Source organism: Klebsiella sp. 10982 (genome assembly GCF_048589245.1).
Classification (GTDB): domain Bacteria; phylum Pseudomonadota; class Gammaproteobacteria; order Enterobacterales; family Enterobacteriaceae; genus Klebsiella; species Klebsiella quasivariicola.
Window position 1 is genome coordinate 1 of sequence record NZ_JBMAXV010000052.1, and the last position, 17,114, is coordinate 17,114.

At 52.9% G+C, this 17,114-nt stretch carries 27 protein-coding genes; 6 read left to right on the forward strand and 21 right to left on the reverse strand.

The window, feature by feature from the left end; genetic code table 11:
* Window positions 1-184: 184 nt before the first annotated feature.
* Window positions 185-739 (forward strand): gamma carbonic anhydrase family protein, encoded by a 555-nt coding sequence (locus ACKLKD_RS24650; protein WP_025713637.1) that lies wholly within the window; start codon window positions 185-187, stop codon window positions 737-739.
* Here ACKLKD_RS24650 and ACKLKD_RS24655 read toward each other — a convergent pair.
* From ACKLKD_RS24655 to dprA, 6 genes are read right to left on the reverse strand one after another with little or no spacing between them, the layout of a single operon-like run.
* The gene (locus ACKLKD_RS24655; RefSeq protein WP_002919125.1) at window positions 715-972 is read right to left on the reverse strand and encodes a DUF1488 domain-containing protein; all 258 of its coding nucleotides are present in this window, start codon (window positions 970-972) and stop codon (window positions 715-717) included. The genes ACKLKD_RS24650 and ACKLKD_RS24655 overlap by 25 nt on opposite strands.
* A complete protein-coding gene (aroE, locus tag ACKLKD_RS24660; RefSeq protein WP_025713638.1) occupies window positions 969-1,787 on the reverse strand; it encodes a shikimate dehydrogenase in 819 nt (272 codons plus the stop codon). The genes ACKLKD_RS24655 and aroE overlap by 4 nt, the downstream gene beginning before the upstream one ends.
* A 3-nt stretch (window positions 1,788-1,790) precedes the next feature.
* Window positions 1,791-2,363, reverse strand: a complete 573-nt coding sequence (gene tsaC, locus ACKLKD_RS24665) for an L-threonylcarbamoyladenylate synthase type 1 TsaC (protein ID WP_025713639.1) — start codon at window positions 2,361-2,363, stop codon at window positions 1,791-1,793.
* Window positions 2,364-2,367: 4 nt separating this feature from the next.
* Entirely contained in the window at window positions 2,368-2,910 is a 543-nt protein-coding gene (locus tag ACKLKD_RS24670; RefSeq protein WP_080924994.1) for a type I DNA topoisomerase, read from the reverse strand.
* 26 nt (window positions 2,911-2,936) lie between these two features.
* Window positions 2,937-3,410 carry a DUF494 family protein Smg gene (gene smg, locus ACKLKD_RS24675; protein WP_008807060.1) on the reverse strand — a complete coding sequence of 158 codons (474 nt, stop codon included), beginning with the start codon at window positions 3,408-3,410 and terminating at the stop codon, window positions 2,937-2,939.
* Complete coding sequence (gene dprA / locus ACKLKD_RS24680) at window positions 3,382-4,506, reverse strand: DNA-protecting protein DprA (RefSeq protein WP_080898046.1); 1,125 nt, start codon at window positions 4,504-4,506, stop codon at window positions 3,382-3,384. The genes smg and dprA overlap by 29 nt, the downstream gene beginning before the upstream one ends.
* 128 nt (window positions 4,507-4,634) lie before the next feature.
* Here dprA and def point away from each other — a divergent pair, with 128 nt between their 5' ends.
* The 5 genes from def to mscL all read left to right on the forward strand — a co-directional run bounded on the left by def (window position 4,635) and on the right by mscL (window position 9,398).
* Window positions 4,635-5,144 (forward strand): peptide deformylase, encoded by a 510-nt coding sequence (gene def, locus ACKLKD_RS24685; protein ID WP_008807058.1) that lies wholly within the window; start codon window positions 4,635-4,637, stop codon window positions 5,142-5,144.
* A 14-nt stretch (window positions 5,145-5,158) separates the two neighbouring features.
* Window positions 5,159-6,106: a methionyl-tRNA formyltransferase gene (fmt, locus tag ACKLKD_RS24690; RefSeq protein WP_025713642.1), complete on the forward strand. Its 948-nt coding sequence runs from the start codon at window positions 5,159-5,161 to the stop codon at window positions 6,104-6,106.
* Window positions 6,107-6,158: 52 nt separating this feature from the next.
* A complete protein-coding gene (gene rsmB / locus ACKLKD_RS24695) occupies window positions 6,159-7,454 on the forward strand; it encodes a 16S rRNA (cytosine(967)-C(5))-methyltransferase RsmB (protein ID WP_025713643.1) in 1,296 nt (431 codons plus the stop codon).
* A gap of 13 nt (window positions 7,455-7,467) precedes the next feature.
* Complete coding sequence (gene trkA, locus ACKLKD_RS24700; protein WP_002919153.1) at window positions 7,468-8,844, forward strand: Trk system potassium transporter TrkA; 1,377 nt, start codon at window positions 7,468-7,470, stop codon at window positions 8,842-8,844.
* A 140-nt stretch (window positions 8,845-8,984) separates the two neighbouring features.
* Window positions 8,985-9,398 carry a large-conductance mechanosensitive channel protein MscL gene (gene mscL, locus ACKLKD_RS24705; protein ID WP_004145325.1) on the forward strand — a complete coding sequence of 138 codons (414 nt, stop codon included), beginning with the start codon at window positions 8,985-8,987 and terminating at the stop codon, window positions 9,396-9,398.
* On the opposite strand, the gene ACKLKD_RS24710 is transcribed toward mscL, so the two are convergent.
* The 15 genes from ACKLKD_RS24710 to rplF all read right to left on the reverse strand — a co-directional run bounded on the left by ACKLKD_RS24710 (window position 9,334) and on the right by rplF (window position 17,103).
* Window positions 9,334-9,612 (reverse strand): alternative ribosome-rescue factor A, encoded by a 279-nt coding sequence (locus ACKLKD_RS24710; protein ID WP_071993293.1) that lies wholly within the window; start codon window positions 9,610-9,612, stop codon window positions 9,334-9,336. The two genes, mscL and ACKLKD_RS24710, sit on opposite strands and share 65 nt — an antisense overlap.
* A 57-nt stretch (window positions 9,613-9,669) precedes the next feature.
* Window positions 9,670-10,095 carry a Zn(2+)-responsive transcriptional regulator gene (zntR, locus tag ACKLKD_RS24715; protein ID WP_025713644.1) on the reverse strand — a complete coding sequence of 142 codons (426 nt, stop codon included), beginning with the start codon at window positions 10,093-10,095 and terminating at the stop codon, window positions 9,670-9,672.
* Between the two features lie 2 nt (window positions 10,096-10,097).
* Window positions 10,098-10,466, reverse strand: coding sequence for a DUF1992 domain-containing protein (locus ACKLKD_RS24720; protein ID WP_025713645.1), 369 nt, complete (start codon window positions 10,464-10,466; stop codon window positions 10,098-10,100).
* Window positions 10,467-10,573: 107 nt separating this feature from the next.
* On the reverse strand, window positions 10,574-10,960 hold the full coding sequence (rplQ, locus tag ACKLKD_RS24725; RefSeq protein WP_002919206.1) for a 50S ribosomal protein L17: 387 nt from the start codon (window positions 10,958-10,960) through the stop codon (window positions 10,574-10,576).
* A 40-nt stretch (window positions 10,961-11,000) separates the two neighbouring features.
* Complete coding sequence (locus ACKLKD_RS24730; RefSeq protein WP_002919219.1) at window positions 11,001-11,990, reverse strand: DNA-directed RNA polymerase subunit alpha; 990 nt, start codon at window positions 11,988-11,990, stop codon at window positions 11,001-11,003.
* A 25-nt stretch (window positions 11,991-12,015) separates the two neighbouring features.
* A complete protein-coding gene (gene rpsD / locus ACKLKD_RS24735) occupies window positions 12,016-12,636 on the reverse strand; it encodes a 30S ribosomal protein S4 (RefSeq protein WP_002919224.1) in 621 nt (206 codons plus the stop codon).
* Between the two features lie 33 nt (window positions 12,637-12,669).
* A complete protein-coding gene (rpsK, locus tag ACKLKD_RS24740; RefSeq protein ID WP_004388621.1) occupies window positions 12,670-13,059 on the reverse strand; it encodes a 30S ribosomal protein S11 in 390 nt (129 codons plus the stop codon).
* 16 nt (window positions 13,060-13,075) lie between these two features.
* The gene (gene rpsM / locus ACKLKD_RS24745) at window positions 13,076-13,432 is read right to left on the reverse strand and encodes a 30S ribosomal protein S13 (protein WP_002919259.1); all 357 of its coding nucleotides are present in this window, start codon (window positions 13,430-13,432) and stop codon (window positions 13,076-13,078) included.
* Window positions 13,433-13,578: 146 nt separating this feature from the next.
* A complete protein-coding gene (gene rpmJ / locus ACKLKD_RS24750; protein ID WP_000868187.1) occupies window positions 13,579-13,695 on the reverse strand; it encodes a 50S ribosomal protein L36 in 117 nt (38 codons plus the stop codon).
* A gap of 33 nt (window positions 13,696-13,728) precedes the next feature.
* Window positions 13,729-15,060 carry a preprotein translocase subunit SecY gene (secY, locus tag ACKLKD_RS24755; RefSeq protein WP_002919515.1) on the reverse strand — a complete coding sequence of 444 codons (1,332 nt, stop codon included), beginning with the start codon at window positions 15,058-15,060 and terminating at the stop codon, window positions 13,729-13,731.
* Between the two features lie 7 nt (window positions 15,061-15,067).
* On the reverse strand, window positions 15,068-15,502 hold the full coding sequence (gene rplO, locus ACKLKD_RS24760) for a 50S ribosomal protein L15 (protein ID WP_002919516.1): 435 nt from the start codon (window positions 15,500-15,502) through the stop codon (window positions 15,068-15,070).
* Between the two features lie 3 nt (window positions 15,503-15,505).
* Window positions 15,506-15,685 (reverse strand): 50S ribosomal protein L30, encoded by a 180-nt coding sequence (gene rpmD / locus ACKLKD_RS24765; protein WP_001140434.1) that lies wholly within the window; start codon window positions 15,683-15,685, stop codon window positions 15,506-15,508.
* 3 nt (window positions 15,686-15,688) lie between these two features.
* Entirely contained in the window at window positions 15,689-16,192 is a 504-nt protein-coding gene (gene rpsE / locus ACKLKD_RS24770) for a 30S ribosomal protein S5 (protein WP_002919545.1), read from the reverse strand.
* A gap of 14 nt (window positions 16,193-16,206) precedes the next feature.
* Window positions 16,207-16,560 carry a 50S ribosomal protein L18 gene (rplR, locus tag ACKLKD_RS24775; protein ID WP_000358960.1) on the reverse strand — a complete coding sequence of 118 codons (354 nt, stop codon included), beginning with the start codon at window positions 16,558-16,560 and terminating at the stop codon, window positions 16,207-16,209.
* Between the two features lie 9 nt (window positions 16,561-16,569).
* A complete protein-coding gene (rplF, locus tag ACKLKD_RS24780) occupies window positions 16,570-17,103 on the reverse strand; it encodes a 50S ribosomal protein L6 (RefSeq protein ID WP_002919662.1) in 534 nt (177 codons plus the stop codon).
* Window positions 17,104-17,114 lie beyond the last annotated feature (11 nt).

The following is a 17,114-nucleotide window of genomic DNA, read 5'->3' on the forward strand; positions in this document are numbered from 1 at the left end:
TGCGCATTATAGGGATCCCAGTTTTTTGCACAAGCCTTTTTTCGATCTTTTTTTCTGAGTGGTGATTTTTCACCCTTTTCGTCGCGTAATTGCACGATTTGCTCAATTTTCACCGTTTTCAGGGGTTGCACACGGCGATAAAAGCCACCAAAGTCTTCTTACATTCCCGTATTTTGAGGTCTATATGTCTGCTCAGCTGCGCCCCTATAAAGCATTTTTCCCACAAATCGGTCTTCGCGTCATGATTGATGCATCCAGCGTCATCATCGGCGATGTCAGAATTGCCGATGATGTCAGCGTCTGGCCTCTGGTGGCCATTCGCGGCGACGTCAACTATGTATCGATAGGTCAACGCAGCAATATTCAGGACGGAAGCGTTCTACATGTGACCCATAAGTCCTCTTATAAGCCGGAGGGAAATCCGTTGATCATCGGTGAGGATGTGACTGTTGGTCATAAAGTGATGCTGCACGGCTGCACTATCGGTAACCGCGTACTGGTTGGCATGGGTTCGATCTTATTAGATGGTGTCGTCGTTGGCGATGATGTCATGATTGGTGCGGGAAGCCTGGTACCGCAGAACAAACAGCTGGAAAGCGGCTACCTTTACTTTGGCAATCCGGTCAAACAGATCCGCCCCCTGACAGAGGCGGAACGGGAAGGACTCAAGTATTCAGCAAATAACTATGTGAAATGGAAAAATGAGTACCTGGATCAGGATAACCAGATCCAGCCCTGAGCATCTTCCTGACCATCGCGGATCAATGCTTCCGCCTCTTCCTCTAGATCCCAACGATGTTCCTGGAAGGCGGCCAGCCACTGCGCTGGCCCCTCTGCGCCGAAACGCTGCTGAAGGATCTGCCCTGAAATTGCGCAGGTTAATTGCATCCCATTAACCAGCGCGGGAAAAACCACGCCCTGCCGTTCGGCATCCCATGATTCCCGATCGGGAAACTGAATCGCCTGATTCATGCATTCAGTTCCTGCTGCAGCGTTTCGATGACCGGAGCAATAGCCGGCAGGACGCCGTGCCATAGCAGAACGGCATGAGCGGCTTGTGCCACCAGCATTCCCAGCCCGTCAGCGCAGTGGACTGCGCCATGCTGCTGGCACCACTGAAGAAACGGCGTCGTCCCTTTCTGGTAAAACATGTCATAGCAATACACGTCGGGGTTAACAACAGACGCCGGGACAGCCGGCACATCACCGTCTATTCCACTGGACGTCGCATTGACGATCAGATCGAATGTTTCCCCGGATAAGGTATCCATCTCCCTTGCACTGACGCTCCCGGTATGGGCGAAGAGAGTGGCTAATTCATGGGCACGAGAATAGGTTCGATTGACGATCGTGACGGCACATCCCAGCGACAGAAGCGGCAAAAGAACCCCGCGTGATGCGCCACCAGCACCGACAAGCAGGATCCGCTGGCGTGGCTTAATGAACCCCAGACGTTCCAGATCGCTCAGGAGACCAATACCGTCGGTGTTGTCCCCCAGTAAACGGCCATTTTCCAGGCGTTTCAGGGTGTTTACTGCTCCCGCCAGCGCAGCGCGTTCTGTCAGCTCATCCGCGCGCGCAAAAGCTTCCTCTTTAAAAGGAACGGTGACGTTGGCCCCCTTTCCTCCTTCTGCAAAGAACTGATTCAGAGAAGAGACAAAATCGTCCAGCGGCGCCAGCACACGTCCATAAGGATGAGTAATCCCTAACTGGCGGGCAAAAAGCTGATGAATAGAAGGCGACTTGCTGTGCGCGATCGGATTACCAAAAACGGCATAGGTTTCCATGGTTCACCCCTGGCGGAACAGTTCACCCGTCAGGGCATCACGGATTTCAGATGGATTTTGTCGTCCACCCGTCGCGCCATCAACGACGGGGAAGCTGTCACCAAACTGAGCATGCACCTCTGCAGTGGTACGGCACGGTGGTTGCCCGGTAAGATTAGCGCTCGTTGAAACCAGCGGTTTCCCGTAGGCTTCGCACAATTCAATCACCAAAGGATGGTTGGTCACGCGTACAGCCAGTGAATCAAAACGACCGGTCAGCCAGCGCGGCGTTTCAGGACGGGCAGGGAATACAAACGTCACCGGTCCTGGCCAGCAGGAAAAGATAGCGTCCCGCTGCGCAGCACTTAACCGTGAATCATCAATATAGGGCTTCAATTGCTCAAAGCTGGCGGCGATAAGGATCAATCCCTTCTCAACAGGGCGCTGCTTGAGATCCAGCAGGCGCATGACGGCCGTTTCGCTGTCTGGGTCGCAGCCGACGCCAAACACAGCTTCAGTAGGATAGGCGATGACATGTTCATTTTTCAGGACCGCCACGGCATGGGCGACGGCTTCTGAGGGCAGGTTATTGTTCACTGATTTATTCCGCCGGGATCGGCTTTCCACATTGTTTACTGGCACAGAAGCGTCTAAACCCCTGCGCCGTCTTCTTTTCTATTAACAGCGGGTAATGGCATTCAGGGCATTCGCCCGCCACCGGTTTAAAATTGATAACGAACTGGCAATCAGGATAGCGATCACAGGAGTGAAAGGTTTTACCGAAACGGGAACGACGCTGCACCAGATGGCCTTGTCCGCACTGCGGGCAAGCAATAGCCGTCTCATCTGGTTTATCAATTAGCTCGGTATGTTCGCATTCCGGATAGCGGCTACAGCCAATGAACATCCCAAAACGCCCCTGGCGTAGCACCATAACTGCGCCGCACGATGGGCATACTTGCCCCTCCAGCACCTTAACGACATGCCCGTCCGCCTGACTTTTCAGGGGACGGATATAGTCACAGTCCGGATAATGCGAACAGCCGAGAAACGGGCCATGTTTCCCGGAACGGATCACCAGTTCAGCCCCACACTGCGGGCAGGGCTCATTTTTACGCACCGAAAACAGTGCTGATTTGGTCATAACAACTCGATGTTGCTGCAAAAAGATTAATGCAGCATACCTTCATTTACTTCGAAGAGTAATTCTTCCATTTGCTGATAGGCGTTTTCACAGCCCGGAATATTGAACAGTACCATCAGGATGACCCATTTCAGGTCTTCCAGCTCAAATTCTGCCGTATCCAGCGCCAGTACGCGCTCTATCACCATTTCTCGCGTTTCGAGGTTCAACACCTGAATCTGCTCGAGGAAGAGTAAAAATCCCCGGCAACTGGCATCCAGACGCTGGCACTCTTCTTCGGTATACACCCGAAGCGAGAGCGGGTCGGAAGCGAGCTGCATGGGTTCAACGAGACCTTCCTGATAATCAGCCAGTTTCTCGAGCCACATTAACGCGTTATAGATATCTTCCCGCTCAAAGCCTGCATCGGTAAGATCCCGCGTCAGTTTGTCCTGATCCACGCGCATTTCTGCTTCGTTATGGATGTAAGTTTCAAACAAATACATGAGTACGTCGAACATGGCTTGCCCTCCTTAATCGGACATAGCCGCCGGGTACAGCTGCGATCCAGCCTGCTAACTCCAGTTCAAGTAGCTGAGCTACGGTTACTGGCACAGATTGGCCGGCACGTTCAGCGACAACGTCAACAGGTGTTACCTCATCTCCTACGTTAGCCAGGAGCTCCGGAAATGGCAATGCTACAGACGGCTGATCGGCGCAATTATTTATCGAATCAGACGTATCAGTAAGCCAGGCTAGCTCGGTTTGCCAGTACTCCACGATATCCTCTGGCGAAGTCACCGGTACCGCGCCTTGCTTGATTAACCAGTGCGGACCTTCAGATCCCGGATTACCAATCGGGCCTGGCAGGGCGAACACATCCCTTCCCTGTTCCAGGGCGCAACGGACGGTGACCAGCGATCCGCTTCGCAATGCCGCCTCAACCACCAACACGCCCAGGCTCAGGCCGCTGATAATCCTGTTGCGCCTGGGGAAATGCGCGGGAAGCGGCGGCGTTATAAGTGGAAATTCAGACACCAGCGCACCGCCATTATTGATGATCTGCTGGGCGAGGCTTGCATGGCGCCGCGGATAAACCTGGCCCAGTCCGTTGCCCAGCACCGCGATGGTTTTACCCTCAGCCGCGAGCGCGCCGCGATGCGCGATGCCATCAATGCCTAACGCCAGCCCACTGGTGATAGTTATCCCTTTACGCGCCAGCGCTTCGCTGAACAACTTCCCCCAGCGAGCGCCATACCAGGAATGCAAGCGACTACCAATAACGGCAAGCTGCGCGCTGTGAAGCAGGGCGGGATCGCCGCTGACCAACAGCGCACCGGGGTAATCAGCGATGGCCCTTAGCCGCGACGGAAAGCGCGGATCGTCGGCCCTTAACAGATGATGTTCCGGGAGCTCCAGCCAGCGCCGCGTCTCGTCAAGCTCACGCCCGTCAAGCCGAAAAAATAACTTTGCCTGTGCCGCCGTCATCCCGACGGCATGCAGCGTTTCACGATCTACCGTACCGGCTGTGCATAGCCGCTGCGCAATATCCAGCATCCTGTCGCCATACAAATTACTGACCTTCATCAGCCGCAGCCAAATCTCGTCGGGCGTCATCCTTACCCCCTGCCATAAGCGGTATTGACAATCTTTGCGATTGGACAGTGAGACTGTCAATTGCGGGGGGATTTGTCTAGAATAGAGCTAATAATCTTATCAACTCCTGAATACGACTCTGGAACTTTATGGCAGTTTTGCAAGTGTTACATATTCCGGACGAGCGCCTTCGCAAAGTCGCCGAGCCGGTCAAAGAAGTGAATGCGGAAATTCAGCGTATCGTCGATGATATGTTCGACACCATGTACGCTGAAGAGGGCATTGGTCTGGCCGCAACCCAGGTCGATATCCATCAGCGTATCATCGTTATCGATGTATCGGAAAACCGGGAAGAGCGTCTGGTATTAATCAACCCGGAGCTGCTGGAAAAAGACGGCGAAACCGGCATCGAAGAGGGCTGCCTGTCTATTCCGGAACAACGCGCCCTGGTGCCGCGTGCTGAAAAAGTGAAAATCCGTGCGCTCGACCGCGACGGTAAGCCGTTTGAACTGGAGGCCGATGGCCTGCTGGCTATCTGTATCCAGCATGAAATGGATCACCTGGTCGGCAAACTGTTTATTGACTATCTGTCACCGCTTAAGCAGCAGCGCATTCGTCAGAAGGTTGAGAAACTGGATCGTTTACGCTCCCGGGCTTGATAACAAGGAATACCGTGTCACAATCACTACGTATCATTTTCGCCGGCACTCCCGATTTCGCAGCGCGTCATCTTGACGCGCTGTTGTCGTCTGAACATCATGTCGTTGGCGTATTCACTCAGCCAGACCGCCCTGCTGGACGCGGCAAAAAATTAATGCCGAGTCCGGTAAAAGTGCTGGCCGAAGCCCATGACGTTCCCGTATTCCAGCCATCGTCTCTTCGTCCGCAGGAAAACCAACAGCTCATCGCCGATCTGGGCGCTGATATCATGGTGGTGGTGGCGTATGGTCTGATTCTGCCAAAAGCGGTGCTTGAGATGCCGCGTCTGGGCTGTATCAACGTTCATGGTTCCCTGCTGCCGCGCTGGCGTGGCGCCGCGCCGATCCAACGTTCACTGTGGGCGGGCGATAGCGAAACCGGCGTGACCATTATGCAGATGGACGTCGGCCTTGATACGGGTGACATGCTGTATAAGCTTTCCTGCCCTATTACCGCTGAGGATACCAGCGGCAGCCTGTACGATAAGCTGGCCGATCTTGGCCCACAGGGACTGCTGACAACCTTAGCGCAACTGGCCAACGGGACGGCACAGCCTGAAGTCCAGGACGAGTCACTCGTCAGTTATGCCGAGAAGCTGAGTAAAGAAGAGGCCCGCATCGACTGGTCGCTTTCCGCTGCACAGCTCGAACGTTGCATCCGGGCGTTTAATCCGTGGCCAATGAGTTGGCTGGAGATTGACGGGCAGCCAGTCAAAGTCTGGCGGGCAACGGTTATTGCCGAAGCCACGCACGCCGAGCCGGGAACAATAGTGGCAGCAACCAAACAGGGTATTCAGGTCGCTACGGGTGATGGGATCCTCAGTCTGGAATCATTACAGCCAGCGGGTAAAAAAGCGATGAGCTCGCAGGACTTACTCAATTCCCGCCGGGAGTGGTTCATCCCTGGTACCCGTCTCGCCTGACGGTTATCTCTTTAAAAGCCCGGGTTAGCCGGGCATTTTTATTTTTGCGCTTATGAAAAACAAAATAAATTTACGCAGCCTGGCCGCCCAGGCTATCGAGCAAGTCGTTGAGAAAGGTCAATCTTTAAGCAACGTTCTCCCTCCTCTGCAGCAGAAAGTTAGCGATAAAGACAAAGCGCTGCTGCAGGAGCTGTGCTTTGGCGTACTGCGTACGCTCAGCCAGCTCGAGTGGCTTATCAATAAGCTGATGGCGCGTCCGATGACCGGCAAACAGCGCACCGTGCATTTTCTGATCATGGTTGGGCTCTATCAGTTACTCTATACTCGTATTCCCCCCCATGCCGCGCTGGCGGAAACGGTAGAAGGCGCAGTGGCCATTAAACGCCCACAGCTTAAAGGACTGATCAACGGCGTACTACGCCAGTTCCAGCGCCAGCAGGAAGCGTTATTGGCCGAATTCGCTGAGCATGAAAACCGTTATCTTCATCCCAAATGGTTACTTAAGCGTCTGCAGCAGGCCTGGCCGCAACAGTGGCAGGAGATCGTCGATGCGAATAACCAGCGCCCACCGATGTGGCTGCGCGTTAACCGCAACCATCATTCGCGGGATGAATGGCTTGCTCTGCTTAAAGAAGCCGGCTTAGAGGGCTTTACTCACCCTGACTATCCCGACGCCGTGCGGCTGGCCACCCCTGCCCCAGTCCATGCTTTGCCGGGTTTTGCCGAAGGATGGGTAACCGTTCAGGATGCCTCTGCCCAGGGCTGCATGCGCTATCTGCAGCCGGAAAACGGCGAGCGCATTCTCGATCTCTGCGCTGCGCCGGGCGGCAAGACGACGCATATTCTGGAAGTCGCTCCCCAGGCTGAGGTCATGGCGGTGGACATTGATGAACAACGTCTGTCCCGCGTCTATGACAACCTGAAACGACTGGGCATGAAAGCCGAAGTCAAACAAGGCGATGGTCGCTTCCCTGCGCAGTGGTGTGGCGACGAGCAGTTCGATCGTATTCTGCTGGATGCTCCCTGCTCTGCCACTGGCGTTATTCGCCGCCATCCAGATATCAAATGGCTGCGCCGGGATCGGGATATCGCCGAGTTAGCCCAGCTGCAGGCCGAGATCCTGAATGCCACCTGGACACACCTGAAGCCTGGCGGCACGCTGGTGTATGCCACCTGTTCAATACTGCCGGAAGAGAATAGCCAGCAAATTGCCGCCTTCCTCGCGCGAACCCCGGATGCAGAACTTCACGCCACCGGCACGCCTGCGAGCCCGGGGCAGCAAAATCTGCCGGGCGCGGAAGAAGGTGATGGCTTCTTTTACGCTAAGCTAATCAAACGTCGGAACTAATGGGTCACTGCAGATGAAGATTATTATTCTGGGCGCCGGCCAGGTCGGCGGCACGCTGGCGGAGAACCTCGTCGGCGAGAACAATGATATTACGCTGGTTGATACCAATGGCGACCGTCTGCGCAGCCTGCAGGATAAGTTCGACCTGCGTGTCGTCCAGGGACACGGCTCTCACCCTCGCGTACTGCGCGAGGCGGGAGCCGATGATGCCGATATGCTGGTAGCGGTCACCAGTTCGGACGAAACCAACATGGTGGCCTGTCAGGTCGCCTACTCATTATTCAATACCCCAAACCGTATCGCTCGCATTCGTGCGCCAGACTACGTGCGTGATGCGGAAAAGCTCTTCAATTCTGAAGCCGTGCCGATCGACCACTTAATCGCTCCGGAACAGCTGGTCATCGACAATATCCATCGTCTGATCGAATATCCCGGCGCGCTGCAGGTTGTGAACTTCGCCGAAGGAAAAGTCAGTCTTGCTGTAGTGAAGGCTTATTACGGCGGTCCGCTGGTGGGGAATGCGTTGTCCACTATGCGGGAACACATGCCGCATATCGATACGCGCGTGGCCGCTATTTTCCGCCACGATCGCCCCATCCGCCCGCAGGGTTCGACGATTGTCGAGGCCGGCGATGAAGTCTTCTTTATTGCCGCCTCGCAGCATATTCGCGCGGTCATGAGCGAACTACAGCGACTGGAAAAGCCGTATAAGCGTATTATGCTGGTCGGCGGGGGCAATATTGGCGCGGGTCTGGCCCATAAGCTGGAAAAAGACTACAGCGTTAAGCTTATCGAACGTAACCAGCAGCGAGCCGCAGAGCTGGCGGAAAAACTGCAGCATACTATCGTTTTCTACGGTGATGCGTCAGACCAGGAGCTGCTGGCTGAAGAGCATATTGACCAGGTGGACCTGTTTATTGCCGTCACTAACGACGACGAAGCAAATATTATGTCAGCGATGCTGGCCAAGCGAATGGGCGCGAAAAAAGTGATGGTGCTGATCCAGCGTAGAGCCTACGTGGATCTGGTCCAGGGCAGCGTCATCGATATCGCGATATCACCTCAGCAAGCCACAATTTCCGCACTCCTCAGTCATGTCCGTAAAGCCGATATTGTCGGCGTCTCCTCCCTACGCCGCGGCGTTGCAGAAGCGATTGAGGCAGTCGCGCACGGCGATGAGAGTACTTCCCGGGTAGTCGGGCGTTCGATCGATGAGATCAAGCTGCCGCCAGGCACGATCATCGGTGCCGTTGTGCGGGGCAACGACGTAATGATCGCCAATAATAATCTGCGGATCGAGCAGGGCGATCATGTGATCATGTTTTTAACCGATAAGAAGTTTATTTCCGATGTCGAAAGGCTGTTCCAGCCAAGTCCTTTCTTCCTGTAATTCCCAGGGCGCCGAACAGGCGCCTTTTTATTATCCCTTATTATTCAAAGGTTAATAATTTGCGGTAACTATCTACTGTTAATGGCAAATGAAAATACATTTGTTAAACTTACAAGGTCAGCTGGCACAAGGAGAATAAAATGAGTTTTTTAAAAGAGTTTCGCGAATTCGCGATGCGCGGGAATGTTGTCGATTTGGCAGTGGGTGTGATCATCGGTGCAGCATTCGGTAAAATTGTTTCATCGCTGGTCGCAGATATTATTATGCCACCGCTCGGTCTGTTGATTGGCGGGATCGATTTTAAACAGTTTGCCGTCACGCTACGTGATGCCCAGGGCGATGTCCCGGCTGTGGTGATGCACTATGGAGTATTCATTCAGAACGTTTTCGATTTCATCATCGTCGCGTTTGCCATCTTCATGGCGATTAAACTGATGAATAAGTTAAATCGTAAGAAAGAAGAGGCTCCGGCGGCACCGCCAGCCCCCTCTAAAGAAGAAGTCCTGCTGAGCGAAATTCGCGATCTGCTGAAAGAACAAAACAACCGTTCTTAATCAGTACAGAAAGCAGAAGGCCAGTGGTAAAAAAGCGATTCGCTTGCTTGCCACTGGCCTCCCGGTCAATCCTTCCTGCATGTTTATCTTTACGTTGATAGCTTCCTTTCCCTTTCTTGTTTTTCTCTACGCGCTGCCTGAATAACGGATCGTGGAGAAGTGCCTCAATGGCGTTATCTTTAATTTGCCCTTTAGTATGCTGATAGCGACTCATATTAACTCCAGTGCATGTGTGAATTCCGCGCGAGTGTAGATCCGCGCGATGAAAAAATCAACGTCCCGTACCGCCATTGCTGGCGCCTTGTTCAAGGGCCTCGAGGATCGAACAATAAACACTACTGTGCGCCGTCCCACAGCAGGCATCATTAAGCCGCTGCAGAGAGCGACGCATCGTCTGTAACTCGTTGATCCGCGCCTCAACTTCGCTTAATCGCGCCTGAACTATCCCTTTCGATTCCTGGCAGGTATGGTGCTCAGGATCGATACGGATCGACAATAATTCACGGATCGCTTCCAGAGTGAAGCCCAACTGACGGGCATAGCGAATAAAGCGTAGCCGCTGAAGATCGTTATCCGAGTAAAGACGAAAGCCCCCCTCGGTGCGCACGTCATGATCCATCATCTGCTGCTTTTCATAGTAGCGGATGGTATCTGGCGTGACGTCAGCCAGCTTAGCCAGCTCACCAATACGATACATATTTACTCCTGATTCATTCTTTGTAGCAAAGCGTCGGCATACTCACCGCGTAAAAAGTCGGTGCTCAGGCCAGCCTGACGAAGCTTCAGTTCAAGCAAGGCAAGCCGTTTGCTCAGTTCAGCATGACGCGGATCGTCCTGGCGGACTCCCTTCAGTAAATCAGCCAGTGCAACCGCTTCCCGACGCTGCTCCAGCTCCGGGGGAAGGCATCCAGCATTCTTCAGAAGGCGATAACCTGCCCGCAGCTCCGCCGGCACATGCGAATCGTCATCGAGAGTCAGCGGTTCGCCGCTGCCGGGTAAGTTATCGAACTCACCTTTAGTTTGGGCATCGAGGATATGGCGTTCCGCCCACTGATCCAGTAACCACATTCTACGGCTCCGGGGATGAACAAAAAGAGTACAGATAGTGTAGTGAAGTGGAGATGAGGTAGATATAAAAAAACCCGCCGGGGCGGGTTTTTTTACGTTACTACAGATTACTCTGCAGCAGCTTCTGCTTTCGGCTCAGCACGATCAACCAGCTCGATGTATGCCATCGGCGCGTTGTCGCCTGCACGGAAGCCACACTTCAGAATGCGAGTGTAACCACCGGCGCGGCTCGCGAAACGCGGGCCCAGCTCGTTAAACAGTTTTGCCACGATCTCGTTATCACGAGTGCGGGCGAATGCCAGACGACGATTAGCAACGCTATCAGTCTTGGCAAGAGTAATCAGCGGCTCAACTACGCGACGCAGTTCTTTCGCTTTCGGCAGGGTCGTCTTGATGATTTCATGACGAACCAGCGAACCTGCCATGTTACGGAACATAGCCTGGCGATGGCTGCTGTTGCGGTTCAGTTGACGACCACTCTTACGATGGCGCATGACCTTATCCTTCTCAGTAAAACCTTAACCTGTGATCCGGTTACTCGTCAGCAATGCTTGCTGGTGGCCAGTTTTCCAGGCGCATGCCCAGAGACAGTCCACGGGAAGCCAGCACGTCTTTAATCTCAGTAAGAGATTTTTTACCCAGGTTCGGCGTTTTCAGCAACTCAACCTCGGTACGCTGTACCAGATCACCGATATAGTGGATAGCTTCTGCCTTGAGGCAGTTAGCAGAGCGGACAGTCAATTCCAGATCGTCAACAGGGCGCAGCAGGATCGGATCGAACTCTGGTTTCTCTTCTTTCACTTCTGGCTGACGTACATCACGTAAGTCAACAAAAGCTTCCAGTTGTTCAGCCAGAATGGTTGCCGCACGACGAATCGCCTCTTCAGGATCGATTGTGCCGTTGGTTTCCATTTCGATGACCAGCTTGTCCAGGTCGGTACGCTGTTCTACACGCGCAGCTTCAACATTGTAGGCAATACGCTCTACAGGGCTGTAGCAGGCGTCGACCAGCAGACGGCCGATTGGGCGCTCATCTTCTTCCGAATGAATTCGGGCAGAAGCCGGCACATAACCGCGACCGCGCTGAACTTTGATACGCATGCTAATAGCAGCGTTCTCATCAGTCAGGTGGCAAATCACGTGCTGCGGCTTGACGATTTCGACATCACCGTCGTGGGTAATGTCGGCTGCAGTCACAGGGCCAATGCCAGATTTATTCAAAGTAAGGATGACTTCATCTTTACCCTGAACTCTCACCGCCAGCCCTTTCAGGTTGAGCAGGATTTCAAGGATGTCTTCCTGAACGCCTTCTTTGGTGCTGTACTCGTGCAGTACACCATCAATCTCAACCTCGGTCACCGCGCAACCCGGCATCGATGAGAGCAGAATACGGCGCAGTGCGTTACCCAGAGTATGGCCGAAGCCACGCTCTAAAGGCTCAAGGGTCACCTTGGCGTGCGTCGAACTCACTTGCTCGATATCGACCAGGCGCGGTTTTAGAAACTCTGTCACAGAACCCTGCATTGTGTCCTCTCTTTGGTACTAAGCTTTACTTGGAGTAAAGCTCGACGATCAGGTGTTCGTTAATGTCCGCAGACAGATCAGAACGCTCCGGCTGACGCTTGAACGTACCTTCCATCTTGCCAGCATCAACTTCCAGCCAGGTTGGCTTTTCACGCTGCTCAGCCAGCTCCAGAGCGGCTTTCACGCGAGATTGCTTTTTCGCTTTCTCACGAATGCTGACAACGTCATTCGCTTTAACCTGATAAGAAGCGATGTTAACAACACGACCGTTTACCATAATCGCTTTGTGGCTAACCAGCTGGCGTGCTTCAGCACGAGTGGCGCCGAAGCCCATACGGTATACAACGTTGTCCAGACGACCTTCCAGCAGAGCCAACAGGTTTTCACCGGTGTTGCCTTTCAGACGTGCTGCTTCTTTATAGTAGTTACGGAACTGACGCTCCAGCACACCGTACATACGGCGAACTTTTTGCTTTTCACGCAACTGCACACCATAGTCAGACAGACGCGGTTTACGCGCACCGTGCTGGCCAGGAGCTTGTTCAATTTTACACTTGGTATCGATCGCGCGAACGCCAGACTTAAGGAATAAGTCGGTGCCCTCACGACGGCTCAGCTTGAGCTTAGGACCCAAATATCTTGCCATTTTCTTTCTCCAACTAACCTGGAAAACGTAGCGTTATACGCGACGTTTTTTCGGCGGACGACAACCGTTATGAGGGATCGGAGTCACATCAGTAATATTAGTGATGCGGAAACCAGCGGCGTTCAGTGCACGAATAGTAGATTCGCGACCCGGACCCGGACCTTTGACCATAACTTCCAGATTCTTGATGCCGTATTCTTTTACGGCTTCTGCGCAACGCTCTGCTGCAACCTGAGCTGCAAACGGAGTGGATTTGCGAGAACCACGGAAACCGGAACCACCGGCTGTTGCCCAACCCAGTGCGTTACCCTGACGATCAGTGATAGTAACGATGGTGTTGTTAAAAGAAGCATGGATATGAGCCACGCCATCAGAGACTTGTTTTCTTACACGCTTACGTGCACGAACTGGTGCCTTTGCCATTATTCAATCACCCCGATTATTTCTTGATCGGTTTACGCGGACCCTTACGGGTACGTGCGTTGGTCTTGGTACGCTGACCGCGAACCGGAAGACCACGACGATGGCGTAAACCACGGTAGCAACCAAGGTCCATCAGACGCTTGATGCTCAGGGTGATTTCACGGCGCAGATCACCTTCAACGACAAATTTACCTACTGCTTCACGCAGAATATCAATTTGTTCTTCAGACAGCTCACTGATCTTAACATTTTCAGCGATGCCCGTTTCAGCGCAGATAGCTTTAGAACGGGTTTTGCCGATACCGAAAATAGCGGTTAAAGCGATTACGGTATGTTTGTGATCAGGAATGTTAATGCCTGCTATACGGGCCACTATGCACTCCTACTATTTAATATGTACGTACCATGCTGAAAAGCCCGTTTTCAGGATACTCAAATGGAAACGTACAGACATACAAAAGATTGGCTGGCTAATCTAGCCAGCTCAATCCAACTTTGCAAGAAAAATATGCGAATAAATCAGCCTTGGCGCTGTTTATGCTTCGGCTCGGCACTGCAAATCACACGGATGACGCCATCACGCTTAACGATTTTGCAGTTACGGCATAATTTCTTGACGGAAGCACGAACTTTCATTTTTACTCTCCGTAACTTCTCGGGCGACCAGTTTTAACGGCCGTAGCCTTTCAGGTTCGCCTTCTTCAATGCAGACTCATACTGACTGGACATCATCAGAGTTTGCACTTGAGCCATAAAGTCCATAATCACGACAACAACGATAAGCAGCGAGGTCCCACCGAAGTAGAACGGCACTTTCATCGCGTCACGCATGAACTCCGGGATCAGGCAGATAAAAGTAATATACAACGCACCAACCAGAGTCAGGCGAGTCATCACTTTATCGATATACTTCGCCGTTTGCTCTCCCGGACGAATTCCTGGTACAAATGCACCGGACTTCTTCAGGTTATCTGCTGTTTCACGCGGGTTGAAAACCAACGCCGTGTAGAAGAAACAGAAGAAGATGATTGCAGACGCATAGAGTAACACATAAAGCGGTTGCCCAGGCTGCAAATACAGCGAAATTGTTGTCAGCCAGTTCCAACCAGTACCACCCCCGAACCATGACGTAATGGTTGCCGGGAACAGTATAATACTGGAAGCGAAGATTGCCGGGATTACCCCCGCCATATTCACTTTCAGCGGTAAATGTGTGCTCTGTGCAGCATAGACACGACGACCCTGTTGACGTTTAGCGTAGTTTACCACAATGCGGCGTTGACCACGTTCAACGAATACAACAAAGAAGGTCACTGCAAATACTAATACTGCAACCAACAGCAACAGGAGGAAGTGCAGGTCGCCTTGACGCGCTTGCTCGATAGTATGGGCGATGGCTGGCGGGAGTCCCGCAACGATACCGGCGAAGATAATGATCGAGATACCGTTACCGATACCGCGTTCAGTGATCTGTTCGCCGAGCCACATCAGGAACATAGTCCCTGTGACCAGACTGACAACAGCGGTGAAATAGAATGCAAAGCCTGGATTAATTACCAGGCCTTGCATACCAGGCATATTCGGCAGACCGGTAGCAATACCGATCGACTGGAATATCGCCAGCACCAGAGTACCGTAACGGGTGTACTGGCTGATCTTACGACGACCAGACTCCCCTTCTTTCTTCAGTTCCGCCAGCGGTTGGTAAACCACCGTCAGCAGCTGCACGATGATCGATGCCGAAATGTACGGCATAATCCCCAGTGCAAAGATAGAAGCACGGCTGAGAGCACCACCAGAGAACATGTTGAACATTTCAATGATGGTGCCTCGCTGTTGCTCAAGCAGTTTGGCAAGTACAGCGGCATCAATACCAGGGATCGGAATAAAAGAGCCAATACGGAACACTATCAGCGCACCGACCACAAACAGAAGTCTGCGTTTCAGTTCGCCAAGGCCACCTTTGGCACTTTGAAAATCTAATCCCGGTTGTTTAGCCATCTGCTACTTATTCCTCAATTTTACCGCCAGCAGCTTCGATAGCAGCACGAGCACCTTTAGTCACACGCAGGCCACGAACAGTTACCGGACGAGTTACCTCACCAGACAGGATCACTTTCGCGAACTCGATCTGGACACCGATAATGTTAGCCGCTTTCAGCGCGTTCAGGTCTACTACATCGCCTTCTACGTGAGCCAGATCGGAGAGACGGATCTCTGCAGTGATCATCGCTTTACGAGAAGTGAAGCCGAATTTCGGCAGACGACGGTACAGAGGCATCTGACCACCCTCGAAACCGCGACGTACGCCACCGCCAGAACGAGATTTCTGACCTTTGTGACCACGACCACCGGTTTTACCGAGGCCAGAACCGATACCACGACCCAGGCGTTTACCCGCCTTTTTGGAGCCTTCGGCCGGAGACAGAGTATTTAAACGCATCTCTTACTCCTCAACTTTAACCATGAAGGAAACCGCGTTGACCATACCACGAACAGCAGGAGTATCCTCGCGCTCTACGGTGTGACCAATACGACGCAGACCCAGGCCAAGCAGCGTTGCCTTGTGTTTCGGCAGACGACCGATTGCACTGCGGGTTTGAGTAATTTTAATAGTCTTTGCCATGGTTTATTTCCCCAGAATTTCTTCAACGGATTTACCACGCTTGGCAGCGACCATATCCGGGGACTTCATGTTTTCCAGACCGTCGATAGTTGCACGAACCACGTTAATCGGGTTAGTGGAACCATACGCTTTAGCCAGAACGTTACGAACCCCAGCGACTTCCAGAACGGCGCGCATTGCACCACCGGCGATGATACCGGTACCTTCGGAAGCCGGCTGCATGAATACACGAGAACCCGTGTGAGTACCCTTAACCGGGTGCTGCAGGGTGCCGTGGTTCAGCGCGACGTTAATCATATTGCGACGGGCTTTTTCCATCGCTTTCTGGATCGCTGCTGGAACTTCACGCGCTTTACCGTAACCAAAACCAACGCGACCGTTACCATCGCCTACTACAGTCAGAGCTGTGAAGGAGAAAATACGACCACCTTTAACGGTTTTAGATACGCGGTTTACCGCGATCAGCTTTTCCTGCAGTTCGCCAGCTTGTTTTTCGATGTGAGCCATCTTACACCTCTACCTTAGAACTGAAGGCCAGCTTCACGGGCAGCATCTGCCAGTGCCTGGACACGACCATGATATTGGAACCCGGAACGGTCAAAGGAAACATCTTTGATGCCTTTTTCCAGAGCGCGTTCAGCGACAGCTTTACCCACAGCTGCTGCAGCGTCTTTGTTACCGGTGTACTTCAGTTGTTCAGCGATAGCTTTTTCTACAGTAGAAGCAGCTACCAGAACTTCAGAACCATTCGGTGCAATTACCTGTGCGTAAATGTGACGCGGGGTACGATGTACCACCAGGCGAGTTGCGCCCAGCTCCTGGAGCTTGCGGCGTGCGCGGGTCGCACGACGGATACGAGCAGATTTCTTATCCATAGTGTTACCTTACTTCTTCTTAGCCTCTTTGGTACGCACGACTTCGTCGGCGTAACGAACACCCTTGCCTTTGTAAGGCTCAGGACGACGGTAGGCGCGCAGATCTGCTGCAACCTGGCCGATCACCTGCTTATCAGCGCCTTTCAGCACGATTTCAGTCTGAGTCGGACATTCTGCAGTGATACCCGCAGGCAGCTGATGATCAACCGGGTGAGAGAAACCTAAAGCCAGGTTTACTACATTCCCTTTGACCGCTGCACGATAACCTACACCAACCAGCTGCAGCTTCTTAGTGAAGCCTTCGGTAACACCGATAACCATCGAGTTCAGCAGGGCACGCGCGGTACCAGCCTGAGCCCAACCGTCTGCGTAACCATCACGCGGACCGAAGGTCAGAGCATTATCTGCATGTTTAACTTCAACAGCATCGTTGAGAGTACGAGTCAGCTCGCCGTTTTTACCTTTGATCGTAATAACCTGACCGTTGATTTTTACATCAACGCCGGCAGGAACAACGACCGGTGCTTTAGCAACACGAGACATTTTTTCCTCCG

Coding starts and splice junctions, on each gene's coding strand:
- ACKLKD_RS24650 (WP_025713637.1), top strand. CDS start 185: ATGTCTGCTCAGCTGCGCCCCTATAAAGCATTTTTCCCACAAATCGGT.
- ACKLKD_RS24655 (WP_002919125.1), bottom strand. CDS start 972: ATGAATCAGGCGATTCAGTTTCCCGATCGGGAATCATGGGATGCCGAA.
- aroE (WP_025713638.1), bottom strand. CDS start 1,787: ATGGAAACCTATGCCGTTTTTGGTAATCCGATCGCGCACAGCAAGTCG.
- ACKLKD_RS24670 (WP_080924994.1), bottom strand. CDS start 2,910: ATGACCAAATCAGCACTGTTTTCGGTGCGTAAAAATGAGCCCTGCCCG.
- smg (WP_008807060.1), bottom strand. CDS start 3,410: ATGTTCGACGTACTCATGTATTTGTTTGAAACTTACATCCATAACGAA.
- dprA (WP_080898046.1), bottom strand. CDS start 4,506: ATGACGCCCGACGAGATTTGGCTGCGGCTGATGAAGGTCAGTAATTTG.
- def (WP_008807058.1), top strand. CDS start 4,635: ATGGCAGTTTTGCAAGTGTTACATATTCCGGACGAGCGCCTTCGCAAA.
- rsmB (WP_025713643.1), top strand. CDS start 6,159: ATGAAAAACAAAATAAATTTACGCAGCCTGGCCGCCCAGGCTATCGAG.
- trkA (WP_002919153.1), top strand. CDS start 7,468: ATGAAGATTATTATTCTGGGCGCCGGCCAGGTCGGCGGCACGCTGGCG.
- mscL (WP_004145325.1), top strand. CDS start 8,985: ATGAGTTTTTTAAAAGAGTTTCGCGAATTCGCGATGCGCGGGAATGTT.
- ACKLKD_RS24710 (WP_071993293.1), bottom strand. CDS start 9,612: ATGAGTCGCTATCAGCATACTAAAGGGCAAATTAAAGATAACGCCATT.
- zntR (WP_025713644.1), bottom strand. CDS start 10,095: ATGTATCGTATTGGTGAGCTGGCTAAGCTGGCTGACGTCACGCCAGAT.
- ACKLKD_RS24720 (WP_025713645.1), bottom strand. CDS start 10,466: ATGTGGTTACTGGATCAGTGGGCGGAACGCCATATCCTCGATGCCCAA.
- rplQ (WP_002919206.1), bottom strand. CDS start 10,960: ATGCGCCATCGTAAGAGTGGTCGTCAACTGAACCGCAACAGCAGCCAT.
- ACKLKD_RS24730 (WP_002919219.1), bottom strand. CDS start 11,990: ATGCAGGGTTCTGTGACAGAGTTTCTAAAACCGCGCCTGGTCGATATC.
- rpsD (WP_002919224.1), bottom strand. CDS start 12,636: ATGGCAAGATATTTGGGTCCTAAGCTCAAGCTGAGCCGTCGTGAGGGC.
- rpsK (WP_004388621.1), bottom strand. CDS start 13,059: ATGGCAAAGGCACCAGTTCGTGCACGTAAGCGTGTAAGAAAACAAGTC.
- rpmJ (WP_000868187.1), bottom strand. CDS start 13,695: ATGAAAGTTCGTGCTTCCGTCAAGAAATTATGCCGTAACTGCAAAATC.
- secY (WP_002919515.1), bottom strand. CDS start 15,060: ATGGCTAAACAACCGGGATTAGATTTTCAAAGTGCCAAAGGTGGCCTT.
- rplO (WP_002919516.1), bottom strand. CDS start 15,502: ATGCGTTTAAATACTCTGTCTCCGGCCGAAGGCTCCAAAAAGGCGGGT.
- rpmD (WP_001140434.1), bottom strand. CDS start 15,685: ATGGCAAAGACTATTAAAATTACTCAAACCCGCAGTGCAATCGGTCGT.
- rpsE (WP_002919545.1), bottom strand. CDS start 16,192: ATGGCTCACATCGAAAAACAAGCTGGCGAACTGCAGGAAAAGCTGATC.
- rplR (WP_000358960.1), bottom strand. CDS start 16,560: ATGGATAAGAAATCTGCTCGTATCCGTCGTGCGACCCGCGCACGCCGC.
- rplF (WP_002919662.1), bottom strand. CDS start 17,103: ATGTCTCGTGTTGCTAAAGCACCGGTCGTTGTTCCTGCCGGCGTTGAT.